The organism is Amycolatopsis sp. N2S4-7 (assembly GCF_058119595.1).
Window position 1 is genome coordinate 7,897,508 of record NZ_CP172299.1, and the last position, 15,887, is coordinate 7,913,394.

Annotated in this window: 15 protein-coding genes; 7 read left to right on the plus strand and 8 right to left on the minus strand. The window is 72.5% G+C overall.

The features are described from left to right. Positions 1–100 precede the first annotated feature (100 nt). The 6 genes from pqqB to ACH54P_RS37485 form a co-directional block, all read right to left on the minus strand. Positions 101–958, minus strand: coding sequence for a pyrroloquinoline quinone biosynthesis protein PqqB (gene pqqB / locus ACH54P_RS37460; protein ID WP_489908016.1), 858 nt, complete (start codon positions 956–958; stop codon positions 101–103). Next, complete coding sequence (gene pqqE, locus ACH54P_RS37465; RefSeq protein ID WP_489908017.1) at positions 955–2,022, minus strand: pyrroloquinoline quinone biosynthesis protein PqqE; 1,068 nt, start codon at positions 2,020–2,022, stop codon at positions 955–957. Before pqqE ends, pqqB begins: the two co-directional genes overlap by 4 nt. After that, on the minus strand, positions 2,013–2,279 hold the full coding sequence (pqqD, locus tag ACH54P_RS37470; protein WP_489908018.1) for a pyrroloquinoline quinone biosynthesis peptide chaperone PqqD: 267 nt from the start codon (positions 2,277–2,279) through the stop codon (positions 2,013–2,015). The genes pqqE and pqqD overlap by 10 nt, the downstream gene beginning before the upstream one ends. After that, positions 2,276–2,965, minus strand: a complete 690-nt coding sequence (gene pqqC / locus ACH54P_RS37475; protein WP_489908019.1) for a pyrroloquinoline-quinone synthase PqqC — start codon at positions 2,963–2,965, stop codon at positions 2,276–2,278. Before pqqC ends, pqqD begins: the two co-directional genes overlap by 4 nt. Before the next feature lie 3 nt (positions 2,966–2,968). Further along, positions 2,969–3,055: a pyrroloquinoline quinone precursor peptide PqqA gene (gene pqqA, locus ACH54P_RS37480; RefSeq protein WP_086864059.1), complete on the minus strand. Its 87-nt coding sequence runs from the start codon at positions 3,053–3,055 to the stop codon at positions 2,969–2,971. Positions 3,056–3,182: 127 nt separating this feature from the next. Further along, on the minus strand, positions 3,183–4,547 hold the full coding sequence (locus tag ACH54P_RS37485; protein WP_489908020.1) for a WS/DGAT/MGAT family O-acyltransferase: 1,365 nt from the start codon (positions 4,545–4,547) through the stop codon (positions 3,183–3,185). Positions 4,548–4,666: 119 nt separating this feature from the next. Here ACH54P_RS37485 and ACH54P_RS37490 point away from each other — a divergent pair, with 119 nt between their 5' ends. The 6 genes from ACH54P_RS37490 to ACH54P_RS37515 all read left to right on the plus strand — a co-directional run bounded on the left by ACH54P_RS37490 (position 4,667) and on the right by ACH54P_RS37515 (position 12,694). Continuing rightward, complete coding sequence (locus ACH54P_RS37490) at positions 4,667–5,806, plus strand: NAD(P)/FAD-dependent oxidoreductase (RefSeq protein ID WP_489916859.1); 1,140 nt, start codon at positions 4,667–4,669, stop codon at positions 5,804–5,806. A 71-nt stretch (positions 5,807–5,877) separates the two neighbouring features. Beyond that, complete coding sequence (locus ACH54P_RS37495; protein ID WP_489916861.1) at positions 5,878–7,473, plus strand: thiamine pyrophosphate-binding protein; 1,596 nt, start codon at positions 5,878–5,880, stop codon at positions 7,471–7,473. Continuing rightward, positions 7,470–9,488 carry a hydantoinase/oxoprolinase family protein gene (locus tag ACH54P_RS37500; protein WP_489908021.1) on the plus strand — a complete coding sequence of 673 codons (2,019 nt, stop codon included), beginning with the start codon at positions 7,470–7,472 and terminating at the stop codon, positions 9,486–9,488. Before ACH54P_RS37495 ends, ACH54P_RS37500 begins: the two co-directional genes overlap by 4 nt. Next, positions 9,485–11,185 (plus strand): hydantoinase B/oxoprolinase family protein, encoded by a 1,701-nt coding sequence (locus tag ACH54P_RS37505; protein WP_489908022.1) that lies wholly within the window; start codon positions 9,485–9,487, stop codon positions 11,183–11,185. Before ACH54P_RS37500 ends, ACH54P_RS37505 begins: the two co-directional genes overlap by 4 nt. A 2-nt stretch (positions 11,186–11,187) precedes the next feature. Beyond that, positions 11,188–11,973, plus strand: a complete 786-nt coding sequence (locus ACH54P_RS37510) for an SDR family NAD(P)-dependent oxidoreductase (protein ID WP_489908023.1) — start codon at positions 11,188–11,190, stop codon at positions 11,971–11,973. A gap of 4 nt (positions 11,974–11,977) precedes the next feature. Then, a complete protein-coding gene (locus ACH54P_RS37515; protein ID WP_489908024.1) occupies positions 11,978–12,694 on the plus strand; it encodes a GntR family transcriptional regulator in 717 nt (238 codons plus the stop codon). Here the strand turns inward: ACH54P_RS37515 and ACH54P_RS37520 are convergent. Beyond that, complete coding sequence (locus tag ACH54P_RS37520) at positions 12,645–12,896, minus strand: hypothetical protein (protein ID WP_489908025.1); 252 nt, start codon at positions 12,894–12,896, stop codon at positions 12,645–12,647. The genes ACH54P_RS37515 and ACH54P_RS37520 overlap by 50 nt on opposite strands. Positions 12,897–12,981: 85 nt before the next feature. Between ACH54P_RS37520 and ACH54P_RS37525 the strand changes: the two genes are divergently transcribed. Beyond that, the gene (locus tag ACH54P_RS37525; protein WP_489908026.1) at positions 12,982–13,968 is read left to right on the plus strand and encodes an ArsR/SmtB family transcription factor; all 987 of its coding nucleotides are present in this window, start codon (positions 12,982–12,984) and stop codon (positions 13,966–13,968) included. Here the strand turns inward: ACH54P_RS37525 and ACH54P_RS37530 are convergent. Beyond that, positions 13,958–15,775 carry an NPCBM/NEW2 domain-containing protein gene (locus ACH54P_RS37530; protein WP_489908027.1) on the minus strand — a complete coding sequence of 606 codons (1,818 nt, stop codon included), beginning with the start codon at positions 15,773–15,775 and terminating at the stop codon, positions 13,958–13,960. The genes ACH54P_RS37525 and ACH54P_RS37530 overlap by 11 nt on opposite strands. Between the last annotated feature and the right edge of the window lie 112 nt (positions 15,776–15,887).

The following is a 15,887-nucleotide window of genomic DNA, read 5'->3' on the forward strand; positions in this document are numbered from 1 at the left end:
GACTTCTGATGCGAAGTACCCATGGGGATATCGCTCGAGGGGCCCGAAAAGTTGTACCCCGCAATGCAATCGTGACAGTGTGCGGACCGGAGTCGGATGATCACACGGTGAACGTCGTGCCGTCCGGCGGCAGCTCGGCGCCCGCGGCGAGCACGGCGGCGTGTTCGGCGGACGCCGGATCCAGGACGGGATTGGTGTTGTTGAGGTGGGTGAACGCCCAGCGCGGTCCCGGCAGGGCGGCGATCCGGGCCAAGCTCGCGGTGATCGGCTGGTGACCCATCGCGAGCTGGTCCGGTCCGCCGACGCCGGTCATCTCGTCCGGCGCGTGGAACGTGCCGTCCAGCAGCACGACGCTCGCCCCTTCGACGAAGGAACCGAAACCGTCCGGCCAGCTCTTCAGGCACGGCGCGTACACCAGCGCCCCGCCGGTCGCCGGGTCCTCGACCCGGTAGGCGACCACCCACGGTCCGTCCTGTGTGGACGAACGACCGTACTTCGGCCGCTTGTCGCTCACCGGCAGCACGCGCACGCGCAGGCCGGGGAGTTCGACGTCGGACGACGCGGGGAGCCAGTCCCAGCCGCCGTAGCCGTCGACGATCCCGCGCACCGGGAAGTGCTCGGACAGCGCGTGCAGCACGGCGCCTGGCGCCCACACGGGGAGCCCGCCCGCCTCGCGCAGCATGAGCAGGCCGAGCGAGTGGTCGAGTTCGGCGTCGGTGAGCAGCACCCCGCGCAGTGGGATCTCGCGCGGCCCGGGCCCGGCCCGCAACGCGGGCGTCCCGAGGATCTGCGCCCGGATGTCCGGTGAGCAGTTGAGCAGGTACCAGCCGTCGCCGTCGGCGCTCACCGCGACGCAGTCCTGGGTGCGCGGGGTGAGCCCGGCCGTGCACAGCAGGCAGGCGCAGTTCCACTGTGGACATCCGCCGCCCGCCGCGGTGCCGAGCAGGATGACCTTCACCGGCGCATGACCAGGTCGTCCGCCGTCCCCGGCGACGCCAGGATGACGTCGACGACGTCGCGCTGCGGCGATCGCGAGCACACCGGGTCGGTCGCCGCGGCGTCGCCGGTGAGCAGGAACGCCTGGCAGCGGCAGCCGCCGAAGTCGAGCCCGCGGCGGTCGCACGTGCGGCACGGCTCGGCCATCCAGTCCTCGCCGCGGTAGGCGTTGAACGACTCGGAGCGGTACCAGATCTCGGCGAGCGGGGTGTCGCGGACGTTGGCCAGCGAGAGCGTCGAGATCGCGGACGCCGCCGGGCACGGCAGCACGGTGCCGTCCGGGGCCACCGTCAGCTGCCGCGCGCCCCAGCCGTACATGCACGGCTTCGGGTACGGCTCGTAGTAGTCGGCGACGACGTAGATGATCTCCATCGTGCCCCGCAGCCGCGAGACGGCCGCGCGCACGACCGGCTCGGCCGCGGCGAGCTGCGCCCGGGTCGGCATCAGCGCGTCGCGGTTGCGCAGCGCCCAGCCGTAGTACTGGGTGTTCGCCAGCTCCAGCCGGTCCGCGCCCATCCGCTCGGCCAGCTCGATGATCCCGGCCAGCTGGTCGTGGTTGCGGCGGTGCAGCACGACGTTCAGCGACAGGGGCAGCCCGGCCGCCTTGACCGCCGCGGCCGCGGCGAGCTTCCGGTCGTGCGCGTTCGCGCCGGCCAGCAGGTTCGCCCGTTCCCGCGTCGCGCCCTGCGCCGACAGCTGGACGTGCGCCAGCCCGCGTCCGGCGAGGTCGTCGAGCCGCGCCGGGGTCAGGCCGAGCCCGGACGTGACGAGGTTGACGTAGCAGCCCAGGTCGCTCGCGTGCGCGACCAGCTCGGGCAGGTCCGGCCTGGCCAGCGGCTCGCCGCCGGACATGTGCACCTGCAGCACACCCAGCTCGCGGGCCTGCGACAGCACGGACAGCCAGTCCGCTGTGGACAGCTCGGCGTCCCGGGTGGTCAGCTCGACCGGGTTGGAGCAATAAGGACAGTGCAGCGGGCAGCGGTGGGTCAGCTCGGCCAGCATGCCGAGCGGCGGGGTCACGTCCACGCGACGACCCGCCGTTCGCCCAGCCGGGACAGCACGGCCAGGACGTCGTGCACCACGACGCCGGAGTAGCGCTTCTCCAGCACCGTGGTGATTTCGGTGACGGACCGGGCGCCGTCGCAGAGCTCGAGCACCGCCGCCGCGGTGGCGTTCGGCACCAGGACGCCTTCGGGGAACAGCAGCACGTGCGTCTCCCGGACGTGGTCGTAGGACAGCCGCACGCCCCGGCGCAGCTGGGGCACCGACTCGGTGGTGATCACGCGGCGGCCCGCTCGATCGCGTCGAGCATCGACCACAGCACGTCGCACTTGAACGACAACGCGGCGATCGCGCGGTCCTGCTGTTCACGCGTGACGCAGTGGCGGACCACGATGTCGAGGGTGTCCTTGCCCTCGCCGGAGACCTTGTCGATCCGGTTGGTGAAGTAGGCGAGGTCTTCGGGGGCGATCCAGGAGTAGTTCGCGAGCATGTCCGCGACGCGCTGCTGCATCAGGTGCCCGGCGAACATCTCGGTCAGCCCGGAGGCGACGGCCTCCCACCACGGCTTCGCGCGCGCGAAGGTCACGTACGCGTCCACGGCGAACCGGACTCCGGGGACGACGTGCCGCTCGTCGAGAACTTCGTCGCGCTCCAGGCCGACCGCGGTGCAGAGCCGCAGCCAGCGCTCGGTGCCGCCGTCGCCGGCTTTCACCCCGTCGTGGTAGACGATCCGGTCGAGCCACTGGCGGCGGATCTCCGGCAGCGGGCAGTTGCTGATGATCGCCGCGTCCTTCTGCGGCAGCACGCGCTGGTAGTACCAGCGGTTCGCCGCCCAGGTCCGCAGTCCGCGCTCGTCGAGTTCGCCCGCGTGGAGCCGGTGGTGGAACGGGTGCGTTCCCCAGTACCGGCCGGAAAGACCGCGCAGCTCGGCGATGAATGCGCTTTCCGGAAGTGGCTCGACCGGCATCCGTCAGTCCGCCATGCGGGCCGCGTACGCGGTGACCTCCATGGGCGTTTCGTACTCGACGAAGTCGGGGGTCGTCCACACCTCGGTCATTGCCTGCTCCTCTCTCCGGGGGTCGATCGTCGTCACCCTAGGAGCGCGAAGAGCGGGCTGACCAGCATTTCACCCGCGCGTTCGGAAAGTTTCCTTCCGATGGGGGAGCCCAGTGCCGATGAGCGGGCTACCTTACCGCAGCTTCGAGTTCCACCAAAGCCGTGTCGAGGTGTGTCAGGATCCGTTGCAGGTGCGGGACGCTGCGGCGGCAGCCGGTGACGCCGAAGTCGAGGTTGTCGCCGTTGCTGGTCAGCGTGATGTTCACGGCCTGGCCGTCGAGCAGCACCGACGCCGGGTAGATGCCGTCGAGCTGCGCGCCGTTCCAGTACATCTGCTTGCGCGGCCCCGGCACGTTCGAGATCACCAGGTTGAACGGCGGCCGCGTGTTGTTCACGATGCCCGGGATCGGCGAGACGCCGAGCTGCGCGACGTTGACCGCCGACAGCAGCAGCGTCTGCAACGGCGTCAGCTCCGAGAACAGCCGCTTGCCGTTGCGCATCGACTGGTGGATCGTGACGAGCCGCTTGCCCGCGTCCGGCAGGTCGGTGGCCAGGTTGCACAGCAGCGCGCCGATGTTGTTGCCGGCTGCCTCGCCCGGGTCGTTCTGGCGGCGCAGCGACACGGGCACCATCGCGATCAGCGGCGCGTCCGGCAGCGCGCGCTGTTCGATGAGGTAGTCCCGCAGCGCGCCCGAGCACATCGCGAGCACGACGTCGTTGCGTGAGACGCCGCCGGCCGTGGCCACCTGCCGGACGCGGTCGAGCGACCACGACTGCGCCGCGAACCGCCGCGCGCCGCCGATCGGCACGTTGAACATCGTCCTCGGCGCCTGCCCCGGCAGGGTCACCGTGTGCTCGCTGAACGCCTCTCGCGCGACCTTCATCGCGGCCGGGGCCAGCCCGGCGAGCTGGTTGACCGTCTTGCCCGCGGTCTGCAGGAGCGACCGGGGGCGCTTGACGCGGCCTTCGCCCGGCTTGCGCCGGCTGCCCCACCACGGCGGGCAGTCCAGGTCCGCCGGGTCGTCGGACAGCGTGCCCTGCAGCTGCCGCAGTGCCGAGACGCCGTCCATCAGCGCGTGGTGGACCTTGGTGTAGACGGCGAACCGGCCGTCGGCCAGCCCCTCGATGAGGTGGGTCTCCCACAGCGGCCGGTGCCGGTCGAGCAGGGTGCTGTGCCAGCGGCTGGTCAGCTCGAGCAGCTCGCGCACGCGCCCCGGCTGCGGCAGCGCCGAATGCCGGAAGTGGTAGTCGAGCTCGAGGTCGGCGTCGGCCGCCCAGGCCACGTGCCCGAGCGTGTTCACCGGCCGGGCCGGGCGGCGCCGGAAGACCGTGCGCATGTTGTCCGATTCCAGCAGGGAAGTGCGGATGTCACGCAGGTACTCCGGCCCGGCGCCGTCGGGTTTCTTGAACAGCTGCAGACCGCCCACGTGCATCGGATGCTCGCGCGTTTCGACGAGGAGGAACATCGAGTCGGTCACGGGCATCATCGCCATGGGACATCACCTTCCGCACTCGGCACGCCGACTCTACGCGCTCGGCGGCCGCGGGTGGATCACGTTCTACTCTGGCGAGTATGACCGCCCGCGGCGCAGGGGAAACGTCCGTGCCACAGATGGCCGAATGCGTCGTCGTCGGCGGCGGCGTGATCGGCGTGAGCTGCGCGTTCCGCCTGGCGGAAGCCGGCGTCGACGTCCTGCTGCTGGAGCGCGGCGGGCTGGGCGGCGGCTCGACGGCGAAGGCCGCGGGCGGCGTCCGGTCGTCGTTCACCAGCCGCGTCAACGTCGAGCTCGGCCTGCGCGGGCTCGCCGGATACAGCGCTTTCTCGCGCGAGTTCGGCACGGAGATCGACTTCCGCCGCGACGGCTACCTCTACCTGGTCACCGACCCGGCCGACGTGCCCGCGTTCGAACGCTGCGCCGAGCTGCAGCGCGAGCACGGCGTCCGCAGCCACCTGCTCGACCCCGCCGAAGCCCGCGACCTGCTGCCGCTGCTCCGGCCGGACGGTGTCGTCGCCGCCCTCTGGTCCCCGGACGACGCCAAGGCGACGCCGGACGCGGTCGTCCAGGGTTACGCGCGGGCCGCGAAGGCGTGCGGGGCGAAGCTGCGCACCGGCGTCGAGGTGACCGGGATCGAGCGTGACGGCGACGCGCTGACCGGTGTCGCCACCACGGCCGGGTTCGTGCGGACCGGCGCGGTGGTGTGCGCGGCGGGCGCGTGGTCCGGCCGGATCGGCGAGCTGGCCGGGCTCGACCTCCCGGTGCGCCCGTTCCGGCGGCAGGTCGTGTTCACCGGGCCGGTACCGGGCCTGCCGGAGTCCGTGCCGCTGACCATCGAGATGCCGTCGGCGTTCTACTTCCACCGCGAGGGCGCGGGCCTGGCCATGTCGTTCTGCGAGGACGACGGCTTCCCCGGCTTCGACACCCGCTACGAGGCGGGCGCGTGGCTGCCGCGGCTGGCCGAGCTGGCGGGCCGCCGGATCCCGGCCGTGCTCGACGCCGGCGTCCGCACGGCCTGGGCCGGGCTGTACGAAACGACGCCGGACCGCAACCAGATCATCGGGGAAAGCGTCCTGTTGTCGCGGTTCTTCTACGCGACCGGCTTCTCGGGGCACGGGTTCCAGATGGCCCCGGCCACCGGCGAGCTCGTCCGGGACCTCTACCTGGGCCGATCGACGGCGGTGGACATCGCCGAGCTCGACGTCCGCCGGTTCGGGACCGCCGGTACCGCACCGGCCGAGCACAACATCGTCTAGGGGCTGATTGCCAGATCGTTCAACGATCTGGCAGTATCCGGGCCGTGGCTGTGAGTGGTGCTCGGGAACTGGTGGACGCGCTCGAATCGCTGGGGACCGAGATCGTCTTCGGGCTCCCGGGGGTGCACAACCTGCCGTTGTGGGAGGCGCTCGCCGAGACCGGCATCAAGCTCGTCGGGGTGCGGCACGAGCAGACCGCCGGGTACGCCGCCGACGGCTACGCCCGCGCCACCGGCAAGCTCGGCGTCGCCCTCGTCACCACCGGTCCCGGCGCGGCGAACACGCTCGGCGCGGTCGGCGAGGCCATGGCGTCCGCGGCTCCGGTGCTGGTCATCGCCACCGACATCCCGTCGACCCTGCGCCGCCCCGGTGTCGTCCGCGGCGTGCTGCACGAGACCTCCGACCAGCAGGCGATGTTCGCGCCGGTGACGAAGGGCGGCTTCACCGTGCGCGCGGCCGACCAGATCGGCACCACCGTGCACCGCGCGGCGCGGCTCGCGCTGCAGCCGCAGAGCGGCCCCGTCTACCTCGGCGTGCCCACCGACTACCTGCGCGAGACCGTGCCGCACCGCCGTCCGCCTGCCCCGCACCGCAAGCCCGACGGCGACGTCCCCGACCTGGCGCGGGCCGAGGCGATGCTGTCCGACGCGAACCGCCCGCTGATCTGGGCCGGCGGCGGCGCCCTGCGGTCCGGGGCGGGCGAGGCCATCGGCGAGCTCGCCGAAAAGATCGCCGCGCCGGTCATCACCACCTTCGGCGCCCGTGGCCTGCTCCCGCTCGACCACCCGTGCCTGGCGCCGAACCCGGTGCACACGCCGGAGGTCGGCGAGCTGTGGGACGAGGCCGACGTCGTGCTCGCCATCGGCACCGACTTCGACGGCCTGATGACGCAGAACTGGCTGATGCCGAAGCCGCCGAAGCTCATCGCGGTCAACGTCGACGCCGACGACGCCGCCAAGAACTACCCGCCCGACCTGACGCTGGTGGGCGACGCGCGCGCGATCGTCGAGCGGCTGCTGCCGAAGCAGCGGCCCGGGCTCGACGACATCACGCTGCGGCTGGCCGGCATCGGCCGGCGCGTGCGCCAGCGCATCCGCGAGGAGGAGCCGCAGGCCTACGACCTGCTGTCCACTTTGGACGAGGTGCTGCCGACGGACGCGGTGCTCGTGTCGGACATGTGCGTCGCCGGCTACTGGGTCGGCGGCTTCCACCGGGTCCGCGCGCCGCGCAAGCTCGCCTACCCGATGGGCTGGGGCACCCTCGGCTACGGCTTCCCGGCGTCGCTCGGCGCCGCCGCGGCCGGCGTCGGACGCGCGATCTGCATCACCGGCGACGGCGGGTTCCTCTACGGCTGCGGCGATCTGGCGACACTCGCCCAGGAGCAGCTGCCGGTCACGGTGGTCCTCGTCGACGACGGCGGGTACGGGATGCTGCGCTTCGACCAGGACCGCGAAGGCGTGCCGCGCCGCGGGGTCGACTGGGACAGCCCGGACTTCGTCGGCCTGGCCCGGTCGTTCGGGGTGCACGCCGACCGCGTGTCCGGCTTCGGGCGCGCGTTCCGGCGGCTGCTCGGCGAGTTCGTCGAATCGGACGAGCCGAACGTGCTGGTCGTGAAGGCCAAGCTGAAGCCGCCGCTGAACACTTCACCGCGGTGGTACCGGAAATGAGGATCGGCGTCGACATCGGCGGCACGTTCACCGACCTCTGCGCGGTGGACGGCACCGGGATCGCCGCCGTCGGCAAGGTCCTGACCACCCACGACGAGCCGGCCCGCGCGGTCGAAGAGGGCTTGGCCGCGCTGCTCCCGGACCTCGGTGTCGTCGAGCAGGTCGTGCACGGGACGACGCTGGTGACCAACGCGCTGATCGAGCGCAAGGGCTCGCGCACCGCGCTGCTCGCCACCGCCGGGTTCCGCGACGTCCTCGAAATGCGCCGCGAACACCGGTACGAGCTCTACGACCTGCACCTGGAACTGCCCGCGCCCCTGGTCCCGCGGCACCTGCGGTTCGACGTCCCCGAGCGGATCCTCGCCGACGGTTCCGTCCACACCGGACTCGACGAGGAGTACGTGCGGCGGCTCGGCCGGGAGCTGGCCGCCCGGGACATCGAGGCCGTCGCGGTCTGCTTCCTGCACGCGTTCACGAACCCGGCCCACGAGCGGCGCGTGGCGGAGATCCTCGCCGAGGTGGCGCCCTCGCTCCGGGTGGCGCTGTCCTCCGACGTCGTCCCCGAGATCCGCGAGTACGAGCGCGCGTCGACCACGGTCGCCAACGTCTACGTCCAGGACCTCACCGAGCGCTACCTGCGTGACCTCGAACAGCGGCTGCGGCGGCTCGGGATCACCGGGGCACCGCACATCATGCTGTCCAACGGTGGACTGGCCACAGTGGACACCGCGGCGCGGTACCCGATCCGGATCCTCGAGTCCGGCCCGGCGGGCGGGGCACTGGCCGCGGCCGCGATCGGGCCCGCCGATCTCCTGGCCTTCGACATGGGCGGGACGACGGCGAAGCTGTGCCTGATCGCCGGGGGCGCGCCCCTGGTGAGCCACCAGTTCGAGGTGGACCGCAAGTACCGGCTGCTGCCCGGCTCCGGGCTGCCGGTGCAGGTGCCGGTCACCGACATGATCGAGATCGGCGTCGGCGGCGGCTCGATCGCCCGGATCGACGCGCTCGGCCTGCTCACCGCCGGGCCCGACTCGGCCGGGTCCGAGCCCGGCCCGGCCTGCTACGGCCGCGGCGGCACCGAGCCGACCGTCACCGACGCCGACCTGGTGCTCGGTTACCTCGACCCGGGCTACTTCCTCGGCGGCAGCATGGAACTCGACGCCGCGGCCGCGCGCGACGCGATCCGCGGCCGGATCGCCGGGCCACTCGGTGTGAGCGTCGAAGAAGCCGCGTGGGGCATCCACACGAGCGTCAACGAGGACATGGCCAACGCCGCCCGCGTGCACGCCGTCGAGCGCGGCCAGGACCCGGCGAAGCTGCCGATGTACACGTTCGGCGGCGCGGGCCCGGTGCACGGCGTCGGTGTCGCGCGGGCGCTCGGGGCGCCGTCGGTCGTCGCGCCCCCGGCCGCGGGCGTGCTGAGCGCGGCGGGGTTCCTCACCGCGCCGCTCGCGTTCGACTTCGTGCGGTCGGCCCGCGCGGCCGTGCACGACCTGGCGTGGGAACAGGTCGACGCGCTCTTCGCCGAGATGGAAGCCGAGGGCGCGGCGCTGCTGGCGAAGTCCGGCGTGGACGACGTCACGCACCGCCGGATCGCCGAGATGCGGTACGCCGGACAGGGCTACGAGATTCGCGTCCCGGTCCACGGCGGGCCCTGGCCCGATGCCCTGATCGACGAGTTCACCCGGACCTACCGCGCGCTCTACCGCCGCACCGGGCCCGAGGTCGGCGTCGAGGTGCTGAACTGGCGGGTCGTGTCGAGCGGGCCGAAGCCGGACGTGACCTTGCGGTTGGCCGCCGCTTCCTCCGGGGAGGCGCGGAAGGGCACCCGGCAGGCCTACTTCCCATCGACAGGGGGATTTGTCGACACGGCGGTGTTCGACCGGTACCGGCTGGAGCCCGGCACCCGCGTCGACGGACCGGCCATCGTGGAGGAACGCGAGTCCACTGTGGTCGTGCCACCGGGCGCGCACTGCGTCGTCCGGGAGGACGCCGCACTGGAGGTGACGGTGTGAGCGTCGACCCCATCGTCGTCGGGCTGTTCGGCAACCGGCTGCACTCCATCCTCGCCGAGCAGCAGAACGCGCTGGTCAACACGGCCTTCTCCGCGGTCGTGCGTGAATCGCTCGATCTCGCCTGCGCGGTGTTCGACTCGCGCGGCGAGATGATCGGCCAGTCCGTCGGCGGCACGCCGGGGCACATCAACGCGATGGCGACCGGCATGCACCACTTCGTCGCCGCGTACCCGCCGGAGACGCTCGAACCCGGTGACGTGCTGCTCACCAACGATCCGTGGCAGACCGCCGGGCAGATCAACGACATCACGGTGGCGACCCCGGTGTTCCGGCACGGCCGGATCGTCGCGTGGTTCGCGTCCTGCTGCCACGCGCCGGACATCGGCGGCCGGCTCGTCTCGGCCGAGGCCCACGAGGTCTTCGAAGAGGGCCTGCGGCTGCCGATCCTCAAGTTCCTGCGCGCGGGCGAGGTCAACACCGACCTGGAACGGCTGATCCGCGCGAACGTGCGGACGCCGGAGGAGACCATCGGCGACCTGTACGCGCAGGTCACCGGCAACGAGGTCGGCGCGGCGAGCCTGGTGCGGCTGCTGGGCGAATTCGGCCTCGACACCCTCGACGACGTCGCCGCCGAGATCATGAACCGGTCCGAGAAAGCCCTACGGGACGCCCTCCGCGAGCTGCCGGACGGGACGTACACCAACGAGGTCGTCACCGACGGCTTCGACGACGAAGAGATCGTCCTGCGCGTGACGGCCACTGTGGACGGCGACGGGATCCACCTCGACTTCGCGGGCTCGTCGCCGCAGAGCCGTCGCGGGATCAACGTCGTGCTGAACTACACGCGGGCGTACGCGTCGTTCGCGGTCAAGGCGGCGATCGCGCCGGAGGTGCCGCACAACGCCGGGTCGTTCCGGCCGGTGCGCGTCACCGCGCCCGAGGGCTCGGTGCTCAACTGCCTGCCGCCGGCTCCGGTCGCGTCCCGGCACCTGATCGGGCACTTCCTGCCGTCCCTGCTGATCGGCGCGCTGCCCCGCACCGCGATCGCGCCGAGCGCGGACGCCCTGTGGATGACGATCTGGCGTGGCCCCGGGTTCATGCTCAACGTCTTCCAGACCGGCGGCATGGGCGCGCGGGCGGAGAAGGACGGCCTGAACACCACGGGCTTCCCGAGCGGGCTGCGCTCGACGCCGACCGAGGTCATCGAGATGATGGCGCCGCTCGTCCAGCACGTCCGTGCCCTGCGCGTGGACTCCGGTGGCGCCGGCCGGAAGCGCGGCGGCCTCGGACAGGTGACCACGATGGGCGCACTCGGCGTGACTTCCTGGAGCGTCAATGGGAACGTCGACCGGGTGCGGGCCGCGGCATCCGGAGTGGACGGCGGACGGCCCGGCGCGCCCGGCCGGTTCGGTTTGTCCGGCGGGGTGGATCTGCCCGCGAAGAGCCGCGTGCCGCTGACCGCGGAGTCCGTTGTGGACGTCACGCTGCCCGGTGGCGGCGGGTACGGGCCGCCGACCGAGCGGCCGGTGGCGGCGGTGCTCGCCGACGTCGTCGAGGGGTACGTCTCGGTGGCGGCGGCGCGCGAGGTGTACGGCGTCGAAGTGCGGTACCTGGGCGACCCGGACGCGCTCGTCCGGCTGCCCGGGGACTACGCGGTGGACGAAGAGCAGACAGCACGACGGAGAGCGGGGCAGTGAACATGGGTCGGTTGGCCGGCAAGGTGGCGGTCGTCTTCGGCGGGGCGCGGGGCATCGGCCTCGCCACGGTGAAGGAGTTCCTCGCCGAGGGCGCGACGGTCTTCGCTGCCGACATCCGCGAGCCCGCCGAACCCCTCGACGGCTACCGCCATTCCATAGTGGACGCCACCGACGAGGACGCCGTGGCGGCGTTCGTCGACGGCGTGCTCGCCGAGGCCGGCCGCGTCGACGTGCTGTTCAACAACGTCGGCATCCACCTCGGCAAGCCCCTCGCCGACACCACGCTGGCCGAGTTCGACCACATCTTCGCGCTCAACGTCCGCGCCGCGTTCCTCGGCACCCGTGCCGTGCTGCCGCACATGATCGAACAGAAGGCGGGCAGCATCATCACGACGTCGTCGAACGGCGGCGTGATGGGCCGCCCGGGCGACCCGGTGTACAACGCCACCAAGCACGCGCTGGTCGGGCTGACCAAGTCGATCGCCGTCGCCCACGCCCACCAGGGCATCCGGGCGAACACGGTGAACCCGGGCGCGATCGACACCGACATGCTCCGCGGCACCCTCGCGTCGCCGGAGGAGTTCGAGACCAAGCAGCACCAGCTGGTCGCGAGCACGCCCGCGGCCCGCGTCGGCGAAGCCTGGGAAGTCGCCAAAGCCGTGGTGTTCCTGGCGAGCGACGAGTCGCGGTTCGTCAACGGCGTCGTGCTGCCGATCGACGGCGCCAAGGCCGCGGGTGCGCTGCCGGGCCACCGCTACAGCCTCGACTTCGAACTCGGCGTCAGGTAGCGCCGTGACCGTCGATGCCTCGGGGCTGGAGAGCGAGCGGCACCTGCTCGAGCGCAGCGGAACGGCCGAGCGGGTCGCGGCGATCCTGCGCCAGTACATCACCGACGGCGTCTTCGCCCCCGGTGAGCGGCTGTCCGAGCCGGTGATCAGCTCGGCGCTCGGCGTCTCGCGCAACACGCTGCGCGAGTCGTTCCAGCTGCTGGCCCACGAGCGGCTGGCCGTGCACGAGCTGAACCGCGGCGTGTTCGTGCGCGAACTGACCACGGAGGACATCGAGGACCTCTACGTCGTCCGCCGCGCCACCGAATGCGGCGCCCTGCGCCGGGCCGCCGAATTGTCCACTGTGGATCTGGCGCCGGTCGAGCAGGCCCTGCGGGACGGCCGCACGGCGGCGGCGGCCGAGGACTGGCCGGCCGTCGGCACCGCCAGCATCCACTTCCACCAGGCCCTCGCCGACCTCGCCGGCAGCGAGCGGATCTCCGCGACGATGCGCCAGGTACTCGCCGAAACGCGGCTGTTCTTCGTCCTCAACGAGAACACCCGCGAGTTCTACGAGCCCTTCCTGGACTGCCACGAGAAGATCCTGCGCGACCTGCGGCGGGGCCGGTTCGCCGCCGCGGAGGCCGCCCTGGACCGCTACCTGCGCGACGCCGAAGCCCGGCTGCTCGACCTCAGTACGCCGGCGACGGAGGAGGCGCGCTCGCCGGGAACACCACGGTGAACGAGTACGGCCTGCGGTAGGTGGTCTCCCGGTACGTCCCGCCGGCGTCGGCCGACCAGCGGTGCCAGGCGATGGTGCGGAGGACGGCGCACGCGGTGTAGCCGGCGGGTGACGGCCTGGTGGGACGCGCTTCGGCGGCCGGTGCCGAGGTGAGGAGCACCGCGGCCACGACGGCGACGGCCGGCACGCGTCCTGGGAACACGGCACCACTCAACCCCGGGGGAGCCGTCGACCGGAAAGGATTCGAGCCGGTTCAAATCCGCCGCGGCTCCTGTTACCGTCGGCCGGTGTTCACGCTGCGGGTCGACGCCGAGACGGTGGCCAGGACACGGTTTTCCCCGTCCCTGACGGCGGAGTCCCTGGCCTGGCTGAAACTCGCCGCGGAGTCGGGGCGGCACCCGGTGTTCGGGGATCCGGGCCCGCTCGCCCGCGCGTCGCTCGCCCACCCGGACGTCGCCCTGCTGCTGGACCTGCTGCCGCGCACCGGCGAGGTCTACACCCCCGACCTGCTCACCCCGCAGCCGGGCACGGCCGTCCGGCACCGCGACCTGCTCGACGAGCAGATCGCGCGGATCGAAGCGACCACGCAGGAGGACCTCGAAGAGCAGGTGCTGGCCGGCACGCGGGTCCACTGGAACAGACCACTGCCGGTCAAGGCCCGCCGGATCGCGGAGTCCGGCACGATGCCCCGGCGCCTGGCCGGCGGTCTCGCCCGGTTCTGGCGGGACGTCCTGGCCGACGGCTGGGCCGAACTGCACTCGATCGTCGAGCGCGACATCACCCTCCGCGCGACGGCCATCGCCCGCCACGGCGTGGGCGGCGTGCTCGGCACCCTCCACCCGAGCATCGGCTGGGTGGGCGACGCGATCACCCTCGCCAAGCCGTTCGACGGCGAGGTCGACGTCGCCGGCCGCGAGCTGGTCCTCGCCCCCGGCGTGCTCAGCTGGCCGGGCACCAGCATCCAGATCGACGTCCCCGGCCAGGTCGTGCTCGGCTACCCCGCGCACGGGATCGGCACGGCCGGGGCGCACCCGCCGGGCCGGATCGCGCCGGTGGTCGGGGCCGCCCGGGCGAAGCTCCTGGCGGACCTCGAAACCGCGCGGTCGACCGCGGAACTCGCCACCCGGGCCGGGTACGCCCCGGGCACCGTCTCCTACCACCTCACCGCGCTGCACCGCGCGGGCCTCGTCAGCAAGGTCAGGGACGGGCGTTACGTGCTGTACCAGCGGACCCCGCAGGCCGTCGTGCTCCTCGAAGGAGCCGTCAGCAGCTGACGTTCGGGGCGATCCAGTCCGCGTACTCCTCCGCCGAACCGTCGCCGCCGTCGTCGACCGCGATGGCCAGCTCCCGCACGCCCGTGACCGGGATCGTCAGCTTCTGCGGCTTGGTGCCGCGCCGGACGACGCCGGTCGCGAACAGCTCCCGGCCGTCGCCGAGCACCCGGAACGTCGTGGTGGCTTGCGGACCCGACACGTCGTCGACGCCGTACTGGGTCGTGAACGACTTGCACGCCCCGCCCAGGTACAGGCGGATCACCGAGGGCGCGTGCACGCCGATCCCGCTGTTGGGCTGGTACCCGACGCCGCCGATCGCCATCGCCCGCCCGTTGGCCACGCTGCCGCGTTCCACCGGGCCGAGCCCGTTCTCGGAGTACAGCCACGGCCGCGTCGACAGGTAGGTGGTGCCCGGTGACGGCGCCGTCACCAGCGGCACCTCGGCCGAGCCCGCCGCGGTGCGCTGGCCGAACTCGCTCGGGTAGCCGCCGCTCACCCCGACCAGCACCTTCGCGGCCGGTGCCGCCGTCGGCCGCAGGGTGATTTCGTGCGTCACGGTGCTGCCCGGCGACACCCGCGGGACGTCGACCTGCGCGGGCCCGTCCAGCTCCCACCCGGACGGCACGGTGATCGCGTACCGCGCGTCGGTGATCGGGGTGTCGCCGTCGTTGGTCAGCGTCACGGTGCCGGGGACCTCCTGGCCGGCCAGGAAACCCTCGGGCAGCTCGACACCGAGCGTCACCAGCGGTGCGGCGGGCGACGGCTGACCGGGCCACGCGCGCAGGAAGACGCCGGACAGCGCGGGCACGGACGCGCGCACGGTACCGGTGCTGGTCAGTTCGGCGCCGGTCCACAGGTCGCGGACCCGGTAGGCGGACGCCGTCGCGACGCCGGACTCCGCGAGGTCGAAGGGGATCGTCCGGGCGACCGGGCCGCGGTTGAGCAAGAGCACGGCGACCGAGCCGTCGGACATCGGTTTCGCCCAGATCTCGCCGTCGCTCAGGTCGCGGACCTTGCGGCCCGGCGTGCCCGACCAGTCCTGGTCGACCGCGATGACGTCCCGGTTGGCGACCGTGTCCAGCGGGAACGACTCGTTCGGCATCAGCGGCGCGTTCAGCAGCGCCCACAACGAGAACTGCGCCCGCCGCACGGGCAGGTCGACGAAACTGAAGTTGAGGTACCCGGGATCGCTCCAGCCGCCGGGGCCGGTGTGCCCGGCGAGCGGGATCTGCTTGTCGACCGCCTGCATCACGCTCGTCAGCGGTTCCGGGAGGTCGCTGGTGAGCTGCCACGTGTGCGCGCCCGCGCCGGGCGCCCACTCCCACTGGCGGTAGTCGGCCGAAAACGTGTCGATCATCGCGAGCGTGATCGGCCGCCCGGTGCTCTTCAGCGCGTCGCTCATCTTCTTGACCGCCGCCGCGACGCCGTTCTCGCCACCGCACGTGTCGTACTCGAGGTAGTCGACGCCCCAGCCCGCGAACGTTTGCGCGTCCAGTTCCTCGTGGTCGCGGGAGCCGGGCATCGCGCTGCCGCAGACGAGCGCGCCGGTGCCGCTGTGCAGCCCGAACTTCAGGCCGTTGGCGTGCACGTACGCGATCAGCCCCGGCAGGTCCGGGTACTTGGCGGGATCGGGCTGCAGCCTGCCGTCCGCGGCGCGCGTCTTCGCGGCCCAGCACCCCGCGATGTTGACGTAGGTGTAGCCGGCGTCCCGGAGACCGCTGGTGACCAGCATGTCGACGGCGGCGCGGACCTTCGCGTCGTCGATGCGCGGGCACTGGTTCCAGCCGCGCGACCACGAGATCCCCATCGGCGGGGTCGCGGCGATGACGGGCTCGTCGGCGGCCGCGGGGCGCGGCGACCGCCGTGCCGAGCCCGAGCAGCGTGACCAGCAGGATCCCGAACCGTCGCATGTTCCCTCC